The sequence below is a fragment of the Vibrio sp. T3Y01 genome (genome assembly GCF_013114525.1).
GTDB classification, from domain to species: domain Bacteria; phylum Pseudomonadota; class Gammaproteobacteria; order Enterobacterales; family Vibrionaceae; genus Vibrio; species Vibrio chagasii_B.
Map to the genome: position 1 here is coordinate 1 of NZ_VTXJ01000021.1, position 17139 is coordinate 17139.

At 46.1% G+C, this 17139-nt stretch carries 13 protein-coding genes; 5 read left to right on the top strand and 8 right to left on the bottom strand.

What is annotated here, in order from left to right; all coding sequences use genetic code 11:
* Window positions 1-278 precede the first annotated feature (278 nt).
* Window positions 279-626, bottom strand: a complete 348-nt coding sequence (locus F0232_RS19140) for a RidA family protein (RefSeq protein WP_004737155.1) — start codon at window positions 624-626, stop codon at window positions 279-281.
* Window positions 627-713: 87 nt separating this feature from the next.
* On the opposite strand from F0232_RS19140, the gene F0232_RS19145 reads away from it, so the two are divergent.
* Window positions 714-962 (top strand): DUF3624 domain-containing protein, encoded by a 249-nt coding sequence (locus F0232_RS19145; protein ID WP_105057654.1) that lies wholly within the window; start codon window positions 714-716, stop codon window positions 960-962.
* Window positions 963-1195: 233 nt separating this feature from the next.
* On the opposite strand, the gene argH is transcribed toward F0232_RS19145, so the two are convergent.
* From argH to argC, 4 genes are all read right to left on the bottom strand, one after another.
* Window positions 1196-3070, bottom strand: coding sequence for an argininosuccinate lyase (gene argH, locus F0232_RS19150; protein ID WP_004737153.1), 1875 nt, complete (start codon window positions 3068-3070; stop codon window positions 1196-1198).
* A gap of 347 nt (window positions 3071-3417) precedes the next feature.
* Entirely contained in the window at window positions 3418-4629 is a 1212-nt protein-coding gene (locus tag F0232_RS19155; RefSeq protein ID WP_063522850.1) for an argininosuccinate synthase, read from the bottom strand.
* Window positions 4630-4742: 113 nt separating this feature from the next.
* Window positions 4743-5531, bottom strand: coding sequence for an acetylglutamate kinase (argB, locus tag F0232_RS19160; protein ID WP_105057655.1), 789 nt, complete (start codon window positions 5529-5531; stop codon window positions 4743-4745).
* A gap of 12 nt (window positions 5532-5543) precedes the next feature.
* On the bottom strand, window positions 5544-6548 hold the full coding sequence (argC, locus tag F0232_RS19165; protein ID WP_105057656.1) for an N-acetyl-gamma-glutamyl-phosphate reductase: 1005 nt from the start codon (window positions 6546-6548) through the stop codon (window positions 5544-5546).
* Between the two features lie 154 nt (window positions 6549-6702).
* On the opposite strand from argC, the gene argE reads away from it, so the two are divergent.
* The 3 genes from argE to F0232_RS19180 all read left to right on the top strand — a co-directional run bounded on the left by argE (window position 6703) and on the right by F0232_RS19180 (window position 11616).
* Complete coding sequence (argE, locus tag F0232_RS19170; protein WP_102426332.1) at window positions 6703-7839, top strand: acetylornithine deacetylase; 1137 nt, start codon at window positions 6703-6705, stop codon at window positions 7837-7839.
* 251 nt (window positions 7840-8090) lie between these two features.
* The gene (ppc, locus tag F0232_RS19175) at window positions 8091-10727 is read left to right on the top strand and encodes a phosphoenolpyruvate carboxylase (RefSeq protein WP_171731011.1); all 2637 of its coding nucleotides are present in this window, start codon (window positions 8091-8093) and stop codon (window positions 10725-10727) included.
* Between the two features lie 349 nt (window positions 10728-11076).
* A complete protein-coding gene (locus tag F0232_RS19180; protein ID WP_008219678.1) occupies window positions 11077-11616 on the top strand; it encodes a PadR family transcriptional regulator in 540 nt (179 codons plus the stop codon).
* Between the two features lie 123 nt (window positions 11617-11739).
* Here the strand turns inward: F0232_RS19180 and metF are convergent, their stop codons facing one another.
* The 3 genes from metF to F0232_RS19195 all read right to left on the bottom strand — a co-directional run bounded on the left by metF (window position 11740) and on the right by F0232_RS19195 (window position 16511).
* The gene (gene metF, locus F0232_RS19185) at window positions 11740-12639 is read right to left on the bottom strand and encodes a methylenetetrahydrofolate reductase (RefSeq protein ID WP_004737146.1); all 900 of its coding nucleotides are present in this window, start codon (window positions 12637-12639) and stop codon (window positions 11740-11742) included.
* 276 nt (window positions 12640-12915) lie between these two features.
* Window positions 12916-15327: a bifunctional aspartate kinase/homoserine dehydrogenase II gene (locus F0232_RS19190; RefSeq protein WP_105057657.1), complete on the bottom strand. Its 2412-nt coding sequence runs from the start codon at window positions 15325-15327 to the stop codon at window positions 12916-12918.
* Window positions 15328-15329: 2 nt separating this feature from the next.
* On the bottom strand, window positions 15330-16511 hold the full coding sequence (locus F0232_RS19195; protein WP_061033612.1) for an O-succinylhomoserine (thiol)-lyase: 1182 nt from the start codon (window positions 16509-16511) through the stop codon (window positions 15330-15332).
* A gap of 208 nt (window positions 16512-16719) precedes the next feature.
* Between F0232_RS19195 and metJ the strand changes: the two genes are divergently transcribed.
* Window positions 16720-17040, top strand: a complete 321-nt coding sequence (metJ, locus tag F0232_RS19200; protein WP_004415993.1) for a met regulon transcriptional regulator MetJ — start codon at window positions 16720-16722, stop codon at window positions 17038-17040.
* Window positions 17041-17139: the final 99 nt, after the last annotated feature.

The following is a 17139-nucleotide window of genomic DNA, read 5'->3' on the forward strand; positions in this document are numbered from 1 at the left end:
TTCCCGACTACGCTCCTTCGTCACTATCGGGAATGACGTTGATTTAGTTAAGCAACTAAGTCCAAACTTAATCCGTCATTCCAGAACTGAGGGACGAAGTATCTGGAGTCTCTTATCAAACATAAACAGAGATTCCCGACTACGCTCCTTCGTCACTATCGGGAATGACGTTGGTTTAGTTAAGCAACTAAACCTAAACTTAATCCGTCATTCCAGAACTGAGGGACGAAGTATCTGGAATCTCTTAAAACCGTTACTTATAGCTAAATGCGAGAGAATTACTTCTCAGCTGCAATCACAGAGATCTCAACTAGTAGTGCTTCACGAGCCATGTCGCCAGTCACACATGCGCGAGCAGGAGCATGACCTTCTGGAACCCATGCATCCCATACCGCGTTCATTTCTTGGAAGTCTTTCATGTCTTTCAAGTAAATGGTTGCTGACAGCATGTGCTCTTTGTCGCTGCCTGCTTGCTCAAGTAACGCTTCTACTTTATCTAGCATCGTCTGTGTTTGCTCTGTAATGCCTTTTGTTGCATCCGCACAAACTTGGCCACATAGGTAGATAGTACCGTTGTGTTTAACAATACGGCTCATGCGTTGCTTGGTTTCTTGGCGCTCAATCATCGATCTTCTCTCTCTATGTCACCGTGATCCAATATCTTGTGACGTGGTATTATCAGGGCAACAAGCATAACGCGAATCAAGCCCAAGATGACATGTCTTCATTGCAATAAAAATGAAAAAATCTTCAACAAACTCGGTCGCTGCCAACGTTGTATGAATCAGCTCACTGTGTTGTCGATATTGAGTTGGGGAGTATGGTGGCTGTTTTTCCGGGAAGATCCGAAAACCATCAACGCCATCGCTTTGATAATGGCGGCTTTCGCGTTTAGTGGCTTATTGTCGCTGCATTGGATAATGAAGTTTGTGGTGCTGCCTTTAAGGAACAAAAAGCGTTAGCAGAAGTGTTTGTTGGATAGGCGACAATAGTTAGATACTAAGTTCAATTATCGAGCTCTTACCTTTCGCCAAACGGCAGATAGAAAAAAGCCCCAAAACCAATCGGTTTTGGGGCTTTCTTAGAAAATTCTAAGAAAAAGCAGTGGTACTTTAATAGACCGGGCTTTTCTTAGTTTGTTCCCAAAAAAGATCGGATTTTTGATCTTTTTTTTAGGGACCATAAAATCAATGCCTTATGCAACATTCACCTTAGCAATAATCTGCTCGACCAAGTTCACTTCCAAAGCCACTTCATCACACGCATGTTGACGAGGACACTGGTCGCAATCTTTCAGTACCTTCTCAGGTAGCAGAGATTTCGATGTTGGTAAGAAATCATGCTTCATGAAGAACTCTGGAGTACGAGTCAGCACAAACACTTTCTTGATGGCCATTTGGCGTGCTTTCTCAACCAAGTGCTGAACAATAGCGGTTCCCTGCCCTTGACCTTGCCAACCAGCTTCAACGCCCAGTGAACGTATTTCCGCTAAGCCAGAGTCATACACATAGAGCGATGCACAACCGGTCACTTCACCATGATGTTCTGCGACGGCGAATGAGCCAATATCACGCACCAGTTCATTACGAGAACGAGGTAGATTTTCACCCATGTTAGCCCAGTAAGCGACCATGCCTTCCAACGCTTCAATGTCAGTCAAACGAGCAGGACGAACCTTAACGATAGAGGTATCACGCTGCGCCAAACGCTTCTCAGCTTGGTCCACCGCGTAAGCCACTTGCTTCGGTGATACACCACCTAGCGCACTACGTTTTTCAAGACACGATTCAATGGTCAGGATGTCGTACACATCTTCTTCTATCACCTCAGAGAACTCTTTCATCTCTGCAATGGTTAACTCTTCTAGAGCGCAGCCTTTCGCGATCGCCGCAACGACGGTTACGCCTACGATATGGTGAGCTTCACGGAAAGGAATGCCTTTCGCTACAAGGTAATCGGCCAGTTCCGTAGAGTTCGCATAACCCTGCTTCGCCGCTTCAAGTGTACGCTCGCCGTTCACTTTGATGCCGTCAAAACAGAGTGCCGCCATTTCCATACAGTCATTCCAAGTATCTAAAGCGTCGAACAGACCTTCTTTATCTTCTTGCATGTCTTTGTTGTAAGCCAAAGGCAGTGCTTTCACTGTCATCATCATGCCAGCAAGTGAACCGTATACACGGCCTGTTTTACCACGAATAAGCTCTAGCGCATCCGGGTTTTTCTTCTGTGGCATCAGAGATGAACCTGATGTCACGGTATCCGCTAACTCGATGAAGTTTGATTCACCAGAGTTGTAGAAAATCATATCTTCCGCAAGACGCGAAAGGTGAAGCATAGAGATAGAAGCGATAGACATCAGCTCCATCACATGATCACGGTCAGATACTGAATCTAGAGAGTTGCGCGTTGCACGACGGAAACCTAAGTTGTGAGCTAACTCTTCACGGTCCATCGGGTAAGCGGTTCCAGCAAGGGCACCAGAACCCAGCGGACATGTATCTAGACGCTTAATTGCATCATTCAAACGCGAGTAATCACGCTCAAACATTTCAACGTAAGCCAAACACCAGTGAGCAAACGTTACTGGCTGAGCACGTTGTAAGTGAGTGTAGCCAGGAAGCACAGTACCTTGATGCTGAGAAGCAACATTAACCATTTGGCTCTGCAGGCGATCAAGCGCTAGCAGCAGTTGGTTACCTTGCTGACGACACCACAGTTTCAGGTCTGTCGCCACTTGGTCATTACGAGAACGGCCAGTATGAAGCTTTTTACCCAAATCACCGACTTTACCGATAAGTTGTTGCTCAACCCAGCTGTGAATGTCTTCTGCATCAGAACGTAGAATCTGTTCAGGATCTTCCATCACCTCAAGTTTTAGCTCATTCAGCGCTAACTCAAGCTTCTGCTGCTCTTCTTCTGTTAATACGTTGACCGACAGTAGAGCTTTAGACCAGGCAATTGAGCCCACAATGTCTTGCTCAGCCAATCGGTAATCAAAACGAAGAGAATCGTTAAAATCTTTAAACCGGGTGTCTGCTGCTTGGGTAAATCTACCGCCCCATAATGCCATTGTGTATCTCCTAATTGCACAGTGCTCACTGTTTTTGCAAATGATAATTCTGATTAAGATTCAGTATTTTTCTGATGGTTTAAACTTACGGCAATTCAAAATGAAAATAAAGTATTAATTCATTTTTTTCACATATTTATTCACCAAAAGATTCATCCATTGATTCTTTACAGCGTAGAGCGCGAATTATATGCCATCCCATAGTAAAAACCGAAGCTGATTTATTAGGCGATTAGAAAGTAAAAAGCCCACTCACTAATCAATAGTGAGTGGGCTTTGCATAATCATGTCTGTTTACTGGCCTTCAATATTTCAGTGAAGGCTAGCTCACTAACTCATTGTTAGTATTACTTTTGACTATTTAGAGCACGGATACGGCTTGATAGCGAGTAAAGACGGATGAAGCCTTCAGCATGGCTTTGGTCGTAAACTTCATCTTCACCAAAGGTTGCAAACTCTTCTGAGTATAGGCTGTTGTCAGAACGCTTCTGAGTTACCGTTGCGTGGCCTTTGTAAAGCTTAACAACTACCTCACCGTTAACGTCTTGCGCTAGCTCTTCTGTCGCAGCAAGAATTGACTTACATAGTGGAGTGAACCAACGGCCATCGTATACAAGGTGAGAAGCTTTAACGCCTAGCTCTTCACGGAATTCGAATGCCGCTTTATCAAGAACTAGTTGCTCTACTGCACGCAGTGCTTCCATCATGATAGTACCACCCGGAGTTTCGTAACAACCACGCGACTTCATACCAACAAGACGGTTCTCTACGATATCGATACGACCAACACCGTGCTTAGCACCCTTCTCGTTCAGGTAAACCAGTGCGTTGTATGGCGTCATTGTTTCACCGTCAACGGCAACCACTTCGCCCTTTTCTACTTTAAGCGTCACTGTTTCAGATTCGTTTGGCGCTTGCTCAGGGTCTACCGTCCAAGCCCAGCAATCTTCGTTTGGCGCGTTCCATGTATCTTCTAGTACGCCACCTTCTGTAGAGATGTGCCATGCGTTTGCATCACGCGAGTAGATCTTAGTCAGAGAAGCAGTACAAGGGATGTTACGCTCAGCTAGGTAATCCAGACATTCCTCACGGCTCACTAGATCCCATTCACGCCATGGTGCAATTACGTGTAGGTCTGGTGCTAGTGCAGCGAATGCACCTTCAAAACGAACTTGGTCATTACCTTTACCCGTACAACCGTGACACAGTGCGTCTGCACCTACTTTACGCGCAACTTCAACCTGTGCCTTAGCAATGATTGGACGAGCCATTGAAGTACCTAGTAGGTATTTGCCTTCGTAGTAAGCACCGGTTTTTAGCGTTGGGAAGATGTAATCAGCAACCATCTCTTCTTTAAGGTCCGCGATGTAACACTCAGAAGCACCTGAAGCTTTTGCTTTCTCTTCAATGCCTTCTAGTTCTTCAGCACCTTGGCCAACATCCGCGACAAACGCCACTACTTCACAGTCATAGTTCTCTTTCAACCATGGGATGATTACTGATGTGTCTAGACCGCCAGAGTAGGCTACTACAACTTTCTTTACGTTAACTTTGCTCATTTTCTTTCTCCTAGTTTCCATACTGCACATGGCGGTCAGCGTTGGAAATGACTTCATAATTATATGTTTATTTAATTTGTCTAAATTCTTTAAGTAGTGACTCGCAGTGAGGCCTACTGAGGTAAAAACTGTGTTCCTATGCTTTTACCTGAAAACAGTTGTGTTAGCTTTTCTGGGTATCGCCACGTAGCGACTTCGATTGGTCGTCCAAGGTCGTTAGCAGCTTCTAGTGCGGCTTGAACCTTCACGATCATGCCGTCAGTAATCACTTTCCCTTCGATAAGCTCATCAGCTTGCTGCTGGTTAAGGCTTGGAATTAGGTGACCTTTGCCATCTAGTACGCCACTTACATCAGAAAGCAGTACCAGCTCAGCATCAAGTGCACCAGCAACGGCTACTGCTGCTTGGTCTGCATTCACATTCATCAGTTGTCCTTGCTCAGTAAGACCAATTGAACTAATAATTGGCAGTGCGCCCGCATTAAGAATCGCTTGCAGAACGGTTGAGTCGCCCGGCTCCGCTTTTCCTACCGCGCCCAGTTCAGGGCTCAGTTCGCTCACTTTGCATAAACCACCATCTGCAAGGCTCAAACCAACGGCATTGATACCGTCTTTAATCGCCTGACCTTGAAGTAGTTTGTTGGCTGTGCCCGCTAATGCACCAGCGATCACTGGGATCTGATCATAAGGAGTAACACGTAGCCCTTCTTTCTTAACGGTTTCGAGGTTCAACTTATTCATCAAGTCATCAACAAGGTAGCCGCCGCCGTGAACAATCACGATTGGTCGTTGTGCTTGTTGTTGGTAAGCAGAGATCGCACCAAATAACTTGCTAAGTGTTTCACCACAAGATAGCGCAGCGCCACCTAACTTTATGATTAATGGTTGATTATTAAGGCTCATATCTAGATTTCCTTACACTAACGCAGTTAATGGCGCAAAACCATAACGTAAATTTAAACACTGCATCGCTTGGCTAGATGCACCCTTTAATAAGTTATCAATCGCTGAAACAACGATGATGTGTTGACCTTGAACCTTCCAACCTAAATCGCAGAAAGGTGTCTGTTCTACATCTTGAATTCTTGGCAATGTCTCTTCGAGTAACCTTACGGCTGGCTTGCCTTGGTAAGCTTGTTCAAAGGCATCTTGTACCTGTTGTTCTGTCACGCCCTGAGCCAGCTTCATAGTAATGGTCGCTAAAATGCCGCGCTTAAAATTGCCTAGGTGCGGAGTGAAAATCACATCACATCCTAAATGTGCTGCCATTTCAGGTTGATGACGGTGGTTAAATACACCATAAGCTTGCAGGCTCACTTCGCAGAAGCTGTTGACCATGGTCGCCTTACGACCCGCTCCAGTAACCCCGCTGGTCGCGTTAATCACAGGCCACTGGTTCTCGTCCAGTAACTTAGCTTCAACTAAAGGCTTAATCGCCAGTTGTGATGCCGTTGGGTAACAACCTGCGACTGCAACAAGCTGAGCTTCTTTAATCTCTTGCTCATTCCATTCCGCTAAACCGTAAGCCGCTTTATCTAGCCACTGTTCATGTTGGTGTTCAAAGCCGTAAAACTCTTGGTAGAAGTTTTCGCCTTTAACTCTAAAAGCACCTGATAGGTCGAATACTTGGCAATCATTCTCTAGAAAGATAGGAGCTAGGTCATGACTCACTTCATGTGCTGTCGCTAGGAAAATCACATCAGACTGCTTTGCCACTTCTTCTGGATTCGTTAATGGCTGTACTGGCATATCAATCAAGCCCGCTAACTTACCGTGCAGTGCTGCAATAGGTTTACCTGCGTCTACACTATTGGCTGAGACATACAAACCTGATAGCGTGAGCTCAGGGTGTCTGTTTATCATTAGAGCCAGTTCTGCTCCTGTGTAGCCGCTTGCGCCAATGATCGTGGTTTTCAACATCTCAACACATCCATTTCTGAGGTAAGTTACATTTCAAAATTTGACTATTCATACTTAATTTTTAGCTTTATTTGATTTCTTATGCATTAAATATGATTTAATATGTGTTTTACCGACTTATAGTTTTCCTGTCAATAGTAGAAGTGAAGATATTATGCAATTACCGAGTTTCCTTGAGGTCTATAAAGGCCTAATTTCCACCGACTCTATTAGTTCTACGGATCCAAGCTGGGATCATGGCAACGAGAAAGTGATCGAAAAAATGGCTCAATGGTTTAAAGATCTGGGCTTTAGCGTAGAAGTCGTGGAAGTTGAGCCTGGCAAGCATAATATGATCGCAAAAATGGGCTCAGGCGAAGGCGGCTTATTGCTGGCTGGACATAGTGATACCGTGCCATTTGATGAAGGGCGTTGGAATTTCGACCCTCACGCACTGACAGAACACAACAATCGCTTCTACGGATTAGGTACTGCCGACATGAAAGGCTTTTTCGCCTTTATCTATGAAGCAGTAAGAAAGATGGATTGGAGTAAACAGGCGAAGCCACTTTATGTATTGGCAACCTGTGATGAAGAGACCACCATGCTAGGTGCGCGTCATTTCACTGAAAACGCACCGTTTAAACCGGATTACTGCATCATTGGTGAACCGACCAGCCTAGTACCGATTCGCGGGCACAAAGGCCACGTGGCGAATGCAGTGCGCGTAACCGGTAAATCAGGTCACTCTTCAGATCCAGCATTAGGCGTTAACGCTATCGAAATCATGCATGAAGTGCTGTTTGCTTTGATGCAGCTGCGCGACAAATTAATTAAAGAGTACCACCACCCAGGGTTCGCTATTCCAAGCCCGACACTAAACCTAGGTCATATTCATGGTGGTGACAGCGCTAACCGTATTTGTGGTTGTTGTGAACTGCACTACGACGTGCGCCCTTTACCGGGTATCAGCTTAGACGGTTTAGATAACATGCTGCGCAGCGCACTCAAAGAAGTGGAAGCGAAGTGGCCGGGCAGAATTGAGATTACGCCACTGCACGAACCTATCCCAGGTTACGAGTGTCAGCACGACCACCCATTTATCGGCGGCATGGAATCCGTTTGCGAAACTGAATCACAAACCGTGAACTACTGTACCGAAGCACCTTTCCTTCAAGAACTTTGCCCAACCTTAGTTCTGGGTCCGGGCTCAATTGACCAAGCTCACCAACCGGATGAATTCTTAAGCTTTGATTTTATCGACCCAACGATTGACGTACTGAGTAAATCTATTCGTAAATATTGTTTCTAGTTATTGCCACCCTTGCGATACTTTTTTATAAAAGCTGCCCTAAAAGGTGGCTTTTATTCTGTTATCCCTGCCAAAGCCTGATCTTGTAATTAAATTTCACTTTATTCCGAAGTCTTGGAAAATTTACTTCTCCCGCATTTCGAAAACTAATAATTGCAAACTTAGAATGCTTTATTTGACTAGATACAGCAGTTTTCGCTAGATTGTGTACTTAACAAGGAACAATGGATGTAATTTTTTTACGAGGCAGGATGACAATGAACGAGAAATACGCCGCTCTCAAGAGTAACGTAAGCATGCTGGGACGCTTGCTAGGTAACACAATCCAAGATGCACATGGTGACGTTATCTTAGAGAAAGTGGAAACTATCCGTAAACTTTCCAAATCCGCCCGCGCAGGCAACAAAGCTGACCGTGACAGCCTAGTTGAAGAAATCAAAAACCTGCCGAACGAACAACTCACTCCTGTTGCTCGTGCATTTAACCAATTTCTCAACCTCACCAACATGGCAGAGCAATACCACACCATCTCTCGCCACTGTGAGGAGCATGTTTGCGAACCAGACGTGCTGCAATCTCTATTTTCCAAATTAAACCAAAACGACATCAGCAAGCTAGATGCAGCTCAAGCTGTTCGCGACCTGAACATTGAGCTCGTTTTGACTGCACACCCAACAGAAATCACTCGTCGCACCATGATCAACAAGCTGGTGAAGATCAACGAGTGTCTGTCTAAATTAGAATTAAGCGACCTATCACACAAAGAGCGCGTGAAAACCGAGCGTCGCCTAGAGCAACTTATCGCTCAAGGTTGGCACTCTGATGTGATTCGTCAGCAACGCCCTACGCCACTCGATGAAGCGAAATGGGGCTTTGCGGTTGTAGAAAACTCGCTATGGGAAGCCGTGCCTGATTTCCTACGTGAAATGGATGGTCGACTTAAAGGCTACCTTGGTGAAGGCCTGCCGATTGATGCACGTCCAGTTCACTTCTCATCTTGGATGGGCGGTGACCGCGATGGTAACCCATTCGTAACGCACACTATTACCAAAGAGGTTCTGCGCCTATCTCGCTGGAAAGCGGCAGACCTTTACCTAGGCGATGTTAATGAGCTGATTACCGAACTGTCGATGACTAAGTGTAATGATGCGGTTCGTGAACTAGCCGGTGATGAGCACGAAGCTTACCGTGCAATCCTGAAGAACCTACGCACTCTACTGAACAACACGCTAGAAGTGCTGGATGCAAAACTGCATGACACCGAGGTTCCGAAGAAAGAAACACTACAGAACATCGACCAACTTTGGACACCGCTTTACGCCTGTTACCAATCGCTGCACGAATGTGGCATGGGCGTAATCGCGGATGGCTCCCTACTGGATACCCTGCGCCGCTTAAAAGCATTCGGTGTGCACCTAGTACGTCTCGATGTTCGTCAAGAAAGTACCCGTCACTCAGATGTGCTGTCTGAACTGACTCGCTACTTAGGCATTGGCGATTATGACCAATGGAGCGAGCAAGACAAGATTGCTTTCTTAACCAATGAATTGAGCTCTAAGCGCCCGCTGCTTCCTCGCGATTGGGAGCCATCTGAACAGGTTAAAGAGGTTTTAGACACCTGTAAGGTCATTGCTGCTCAACCTCGTGAAGCCTTCGGTGCTTACGTGATTTCAATGGCTCGCACAGCATCAGATGTACTGGCTGTTCACTTGCTACTGCAAGAATGTGGCTGCCCATACCGCATGGACGTGTGTCCACTGTTCGAAACGCTAGACGACTTGAACAACTCAGAAGCCGTAATGAAACAGCTAATGAGCATCGACTTGTACCGTGGCTTTATCCAAAACCATCAAATGGTGATGATTGGATACTCTGACTCAGCGAAAGATGCTGGCGTAATGTCTGCAGGTTGGGCTCAGTACGACGCAATGGACAAGTTGGTTAAGGTTTGCGACGAAGAAGGCATTGAACTGACTCTATTCCACGGTCGTGGCGGTACGGTTGGTCGTGGTGGTGCTCCGGCGCACGCAGCCCTTCTTTCTCAGCCACCTAAGAGCTTGAAAGGCGGCTTACGTGTAACTGAGCAAGGCGAAATGATCCGCTTTAAGCTTGGCTTGCCAGATGTTGCAGTAAACAGTTTCAACCTATACGCAAGTGCGATTCTAGAAGCGAACCTTCTGCCGCCACCAGAACCTAAACAAGAGTGGCGTGACCTAATGGAAGTGCTGTCTCAAGTCTCTTGTGAGGCTTACCGTAACGTGGTTCGTGGCGAAGAGAAATTTGTTCCTTACTTCCGTCAAGCGACACCTGAACTGGAGCTAGGCAAACTGCCTCTTGGTTCTCGCCCTGCTAAGCGTAACCCGAACGGCGGCGTAGAAAGCCTACGTGCAATCCCATGGATCTTCTCTTGGAGCCAAAACCGTTTGGTACTTCCGGCATGGCTAGGCGCTGGTGAAGCGATTCAATACTCAGTAGACCAAGGGCATCAAGCCCTACTGGAAGAGATGTGTCGTGAATGGCCGTTCTTCTCTACCCGTCTAGGTATGTTGGAAATGGTGTACTCGAAGTGCAACATGGAAATCGCTAAGTACTACGACCAACGTCTTGTTGACGAAGAGCTATTACCGTTAGGTGAATTGCTGCGTGAACAGCTACAAAAAGATATCAAAGCCGTACTAAATGTTGAGAACAACGAGAACCTAATGCAGAGCGACCCTTGGGGGCTTGAGTCGATTCGCCTACGTAACATCTACGTAGAGCCATTGAACATGCTTCAAGCTGAGCTGCTGTACCGTACTCGTAAGTGCGAAACACCACCAGCTGAGTTAGAAGAGGCGCTAATGGTGACTATTGCAGGCATTGCTGCAGGCATGCGAAACACCGGTTAATTAGTGATTTCTACTACAAGATAGACAAAAGGTCGCCTCGTGCGACCTTTTTATTTCAACAAAATGACCATGATGAGTTTTTTATCAGTTTTTTGGGTTATTTTATCCATGTATTCTACTTTATGCTTATTATTTAGATATACTACTGCTCCACTGCGGAAACACTCAAAAATCATAATCTGCAGTACTTTGACCAATAAACTGGTCGACCTAGGTGATAAACGGCTTTGTAAGGTGACATAACCAACCCATGAGTTGGTACAACTTAAACATAACCAATATAACGTGCCACTAGAAGCACACTTGATGTTTAAGTATTTGTTTACTGTTTACCATTTGGATTTCAGACATGTCATTACCACACGTAATTTTAACCGTTCTAAGTACACGCGACGCTACTGGTTACGATATCACAAAAGAATTCTCTGCAAGCATCGGTTACTTCTGGAAAGCTAGCCATCAACAAGTTTACCGTGAGCTAAATAAAATGGCTCAGAACGAACAGGTAACTTGCGTGCTTGAACCTCAAGAAGGCAAACCTGATCGTAAAGTTTACTCTATCACCGATGCTGGCCGTAGTGCTCTGGGTGAATGGTTTGAACAGCCGACTGCACACCCAACGGTTCGTGACGAATTCTCAGCTAAGCTAATGGCTTGTGCTGTACAACCTTCTGACGCGTACCGTGTACAACTTTCTGAACTTGTAGAAGAATCTCGCAAATTGGTTTCTCATTACCGTGAAATCGAAGCGGCTTACTACGCAACACCAGCAACGCTAGACAAGCAAGCTCGTCTTGAGCGTCTAACGCTTCGTCGTAACCTACTTATCCGTGAAGCATGGATTGTATGGGCTGAAGAAGTACTGCTTGAGCTTGGTGCTATCGCTTAAGCAGAAGCTAGAAGCTAGAAGCTGATAGAAAAATAAAAGGCTTGAACTCTTAGAGTCCAAGCCTTTTTTGTATCTGTAGGATTTGAATTAAACAGCGATGCTTTACAGGAGCTTAAGCTTTACTTAAAGCGCAGCAACTTGCGGACGAACACCTAACGTGTGGCAAAGTGCGTAAGTCATTTCTGCACGGTTTAGCGTGTAGAAGTGGAAGTCTTTCACACCTTCACGGCTCAGTGTACGAACCATATCAATCGCTTGGCTAGCACCAACAAGCTGACGAGTCGTTGGATCATCATCCAAGCCTTCAAATTGCTTCGCCATCCAGCCTGGTACTTTTACGTTATTCATCGCAGCAAAGCGAGACGCTTGCTTAAAGTTAGAAACTGGTAAGATACCCGGTACAATCTCAACATCAACGCCAGCCGCTACACAGCGGTCACGGAAACGTAGATAGCTCTCTACATCAAAGAAGAACTGAGTGATGGCACGATTTGCACCGGCATCCACTTTACGTTTTAGGTTGATAAGATCTGATTGAGCGCTTTTCGCTTCAGGGTGAACCTCTGGGAATGCCGCCACTGAAATATCAAAGTCGTGACGAGATTTGAGTAGCTCAACGAGGTCAGATGCGTACATTTCTGGTGCACCACCGCCTGGGGGAATATCACCACGCAGCGCAACGATGCTCTCAATACCATTTGCCCAGTAATCGTCAGCAATTTGGATTAGCTCTTCACGGCTCGCATCAATACACGTTAGGTGCGGAGCCGCTACTAGACCTGTTTGGTTTTTGATCTCTTTAATGATTGAGTGGGTACGGTCACGCTCACCCGAGTTTGCACCGTAGGTCACTGATACAAATTTTGGTTGAAGCGTTTTAAGACGGTGAACAGAATTCCACAGGGTCTCTTCCATCTTTTCACTGCTTGGTGGAAAAAACTCAAATGACACATTGATGTTGTCAGAAAGCTCAGCGATATTCTGATTTAAAGCGTCGATATGACTAGCGTGTGTGTATCCCATCTTACTCTCCCTGTGGCAAAAGCAACCACTAAAATCTCAAATCCTCAAACGACGTTTAGACGTCTATATGTCCACAGAATGTATTGAATACGATTTAATGTCAACAGATCCATTATGAATTTTTCTCAAGTAGAACGTGAGTAAAACTCAAGTCGTTAGATGGGTCGCAAAGCAGAAATAAGGAAGAAAAAAGGCTGAGAAACACATCGTGCTTTCAGCCTTATCTATCTTAGTGAATAGTATGCTATTTACGTGTCGTAGCAAATGATCTGAGTATTAGAACAAGCTCGACATTCGGTTCAAATCAGACTGAATTGCACCAGCCGTTACTTCACGTCCAGCACCTGGGCCACGAATAACCAATGGGTTATCTTTGTACCATTTACTCTCAATCGCAAAGATATTGTCGCAAGGCAGCAAGTTCGCCAAAGCGTGCTCTTTCGATAACGCTTCAACACCTACCGTTGCTTTACCGTTCTTCTCTAAACGCGCGACGTAACGTAGCACCTTTTGTTGCGAATGTGCTTTCTCCAAACGCTCCGCTAGCTCTTCACTCAGCACAGAAGCTTTGTCAAAGAAGTCATCCACCGATAGGTCTTGCAGCTCTTCAGGAACCAGTGATTCGACTTTTACGTTTTCAGGTTCAATATCTAAGCCCGACTCACGAGCCAGAATCACCAACTTACGCATCACGTCTGAACCATCGAGATCAGCACGAGGATCTGGTTCTGTCAGGCCTTGTTGCCATGCTAAATCCACCAGCTCGCTGAACGGCACCGTGCCATCAAACTGCTGGAACAACCAAGACAAAGTGCCTGAGAAGATACCCGACAGCGCAATAATATCGTCGCCACTTTCACGTAAGTCACGTACCGTGTGGTTAATAGGTAAGCCCGCACCAACGGTCGCGTTGTACAACCAATGGCGGCTGATTTTAGCAAATGCATCTTGTACCTGATGGTAATACTCACTTGATGCTGAGCCAGCGACCTTGTTCGCTGAGATCAGATGAATACCTTGCTGAGCGATCTGTAGATACTTTTCTGCAAGAGCTTGGCTGGCAGTAACATCCAAAACCACAGCTTCGTCGTAGCCCTGAATAGAGCCTAAACGCTCCAGCCAGTCGTTTCCATTGTTAGCAATCGCCTCATCATCAAAGCGCTCACCGACAGAGGTTGCATCAATACCTTGGTCGTCGAACCAATAGGTTTGGCTATCAACCACAGCAACCAATTCAAAGTTCATTCCGCGACGCTTTTCGAGCTCAGCCTTTTGCTCAGCAAACAGGCTTAACCAGCTTGAACCAATGTTACCCTTGCCACACAAGGCGATCGCAACACGCTTCTGCGCTTGGAATAGTTGAGAGTGAATGCCCTTCACTAGGCTCGATGTTTCACTCTTACGAATCACTGCCACTAAACTCAGGCCTGAGTTCGCTTCAGAGATAAACTCAACCGATGAACTCTTTAGCTGCTGATAAAAACCGTAGCAATGGTTCGGGTTCTTCGTTACGCCCGCACCTACAGCAGCAATAAGAGAGAAGCCCTCTTTCAGCTTAATCTCAGCTTCAATCGCGTGATCTTGCAGGTACTCTAGAGCGCCGCCAGCGATCTCTTCTGTATACGCGAGACGCAAGCAGTGTTGATCTGGTTCTAGCTCATAAGCCAGCGGCTCTAGTTGAGCACGCTTAAGCCCTTCAAGCACCTCACTTTCTAGACGGTCGAAATCGTGCCCGTGACCAAACGTCAGTTGCACAATCAGCACTTCATCCAGAGAGGTAATAATTTTTGCACCGCGACCCGATGCCAGAACACGCTCAATCTGAGTCGAACCAGATTCTGGCTGATAGCTGCAACGCAAGCTCAGATCCATCGCACTTTGCGCGACTGGCTGTAGTGTGCGGCTATGAAGCACAGGTGCGGCAAGACGAGCGAGTTCACTTGCTTCATCAAGACGAAGTAGAGGCAGTAAACACGCATCCGACACCAAGCGAGGGTCAGCACTGTATACACCTGCTACATCACTCCAAATCGTTACGCGATCCACTTCAGCTAAAGCGCCAATCACGGTTGCTGAATAGTCTGAACCATTGCGACCAAGTAATACGGTTTCACCTTCAGTGTTTTGCGCCATAAAGCCGGTAATCACCACACGACAATGGGCATGTTGCGCTAACGCTTCTTTAATCAGAGGATAAGAACGAGCACGATCCACTTCAGGCTGAGCGCCCACTTCTGCACGTAAGAAAGCACGAGCATCTTGTGCGACAGCTTGTAAATCATGTTGGCACAACAAAGCAGCCAACAGACGTGAAGACCAAACTTCACCGTGACCTAGGACTTGCGCTTTTTGTGCTTCGCTTAGAGGAGCCGTTAGCTCGCCCAAAGCGGTAAATTCTTGTTGGATAGTCGCCGTAAGTTGCTCTGCAGGCTCACCTTCAAGCAGTGCTTCAATCAGTTCAAGCTGGAACTGGCGAAGGGTTTGTAGGCACTCATGAGCAATACGCCCATCTTTATCAAGCGCTTCTACAAACTCAATCAAACGGTTAGTGGTTTTGCCTGCTGCCGAAACAACCACTAAGTCTGTTGCTGATGAATAGTCTCTAAGAATGTTGACCACGCGTAAGTAACACTCAGGGTCTGCTAAACTGCTACCACCAAATTTATGTAGCTGGCGAAAGGTTGCCATTGTTACCCCTCCCCTTCAGCGATAAAGCCTTGTGTTTTTTCAAACGCTTGCTTGAGGTCATCAATCAAGTCTTCAGCATCTTCAAGGCCAACAGAAAGACGCAGCAACTGTTGAGAAACACCCGCTTCTGCCAGTGCTTCTTCACCCATCGCACGGTGCGTCATCGACGCAGGGTGACAAATCAAGCTTTCAACACCGCCCAGCGACTCCGCCAAAGAGAACAGCTCTAACTTATCGACAAAGTACTTAAGCGCCTCGAATGAGCCCGCAAACTCAAAACTCAGCATTGAACCAAAGCCAGACTGCTGCTTCTTCGCGATATCATGACCTGGGTGTTCAGGAAGGCTTGGGTGGTAAATAGTACCAACGAGATCTTGCTGCTGCAGAGACGCTAGAATTTCACGTGAACTCTCTTCGTGAACTCGCATACGAGCACCTAACGTACGAATGCCACGTAGTGTCATGTAGCTATCAAATGGTGTGCCGGTCGCACCAATACAGTTACCCCACCATGCTAGCTCTTCAGCGTGCTCTTCTGTTTTAGTGATCACCACACCACCAATCACATCTGAATGTCCGTTGATATATTTAGTAGTTGAGTGGATAACAAAATCCGCACCCAGCTCTAAAGGCTTTTGGAACACTGGTGTCAAAAATGTATTGTCGACAGCAACCAGAGCACCAACCTCTTTCGCTTTACGGCAAGTTTCTGCAATATCAACTACACGAACTAAAGGATTCGATGGTGTTTCAATTAAGATCAACTTTGGCTTAAGCGCGATCGCCGCATCCAGTGCCGCTTGATCCGATTGATCAACAAACAGAACTTTGAAGTCACCTTTTAGTGAGCGAGTGTTAAACAGACGGTAAGTACCACCATAGCAGTCGTGTGGTGCGACAATCAGATCATCACTGCCTAAGAAAGCGGAAACCCATAAGTTAAGTGCAGAAGTACCGCAGTTAGTAACCACTGCACCTTTGCCCGATTCAAGCTCAAACAGTGCCGTTTCTAATAAACCGCGGTTTGGGTTACCTGAACGGGTGTAATCGTACTTTGGCACTTCACCAAAAGCGGGAAAACCATAGTTAGTCGAAAGATAAATAGGTGGGACAACGGCATGGTGTTGCGTGTCTGACTCGATACCAGTACGTACTGCGATTGTTGCTGGCTTCCGGCTGCTCATAGGTGCTTCCTTACAAGTTTTGCGTCTGAGAGTCACAGCTGCTTGTCGGCATTTTGCGGCTGTGTTAGATATATGTTATTCACTTTACTTTCATAAACGTGAGACGTCAACACTTCTAGACGTCTATATGTCTTTGCTTATGGCGGTAAATCCCGCTAAAATCACCACTATTAATTTAATCTAACAACTAAAGTGATGAAGGTACGCAATGGCCGACTGGAATGGTGAATACATAAGCCCATATGCTGAGCATGGAAAGAAAAGCGAACAAGTAAAGAAGATTACAGTTTCTATCCCTTTAAAAGTGCTAAAAGTGCTTACTGACGAGCGTACTCGCCGCCAGATCAACAACCTGCGCCATGCAACAAACAGTGAGCTACTGTGTGAAGCTTTTCTACATGCGTACACAGGCCAACCACTGCCAACAGATGAAGACCTTCGTAAAGACCGCCCAGATGATATTCCTGCTGAAGTGAAAAAACTGATGACAGAGATGGGCATCGAGTTCGAAGCGTTTGACGAAGAATAACAATAACTCAGTCACTGCCTTCAATATTGATTCGCTTTAGCTGAATGTTCACATTACTGATTCGTCTTATCAGTATTCTGTGAATAAGAGACATAAAAA

Coding starts and splice junctions, on each gene's coding strand:
- F0232_RS19140 (WP_004737155.1), bottom strand. CDS start 626: ATGATTGAGCGCCAAGAAACCAAGCAACGCATGAGCCGTATTGTTAAA.
- F0232_RS19145 (WP_105057654.1), top strand. CDS start 714: ATGACATGTCTTCATTGCAATAAAAATGAAAAAATCTTCAACAAACTC.
- argH (WP_004737153.1), bottom strand. CDS start 3,070: ATGGCATTATGGGGCGGTAGATTTACCCAAGCAGCAGACACCCGGTTT.
- F0232_RS19155 (WP_063522850.1), bottom strand. CDS start 4,629: ATGAGCAAAGTTAACGTAAAGAAAGTTGTAGTAGCCTACTCTGGCGGT.
- argB (WP_105057655.1), bottom strand. CDS start 5,531: ATGAGCCTTAATAATCAACCATTAATCATAAAGTTAGGTGGCGCTGCG.
- argC (WP_105057656.1), bottom strand. CDS start 6,548: ATGTTGAAAACCACGATCATTGGCGCAAGCGGCTACACAGGAGCAGAA.
- argE (WP_102426332.1), top strand. CDS start 6,703: ATGCAATTACCGAGTTTCCTTGAGGTCTATAAAGGCCTAATTTCCACC.
- ppc (WP_171731011.1), top strand. CDS start 8,091: ATGACAATGAACGAGAAATACGCCGCTCTCAAGAGTAACGTAAGCATG.
- F0232_RS19180 (WP_008219678.1), top strand. CDS start 11,077: ATGTCATTACCACACGTAATTTTAACCGTTCTAAGTACACGCGACGCT.
- metF (WP_004737146.1), bottom strand. CDS start 12,639: ATGGGATACACACACGCTAGTCATATCGACGCTTTAAATCAGAATATC.
- F0232_RS19190 (WP_105057657.1), bottom strand. CDS start 15,327: ATGGCAACCTTTCGCCAGCTACATAAATTTGGTGGTAGCAGTTTAGCA.
- F0232_RS19195 (WP_061033612.1), bottom strand. CDS start 16,511: ATGAGCAGCCGGAAGCCAGCAACAATCGCAGTACGTACTGGTATCGAG.
- metJ (WP_004415993.1), top strand. CDS start 16,720: ATGGCCGACTGGAATGGTGAATACATAAGCCCATATGCTGAGCATGGA.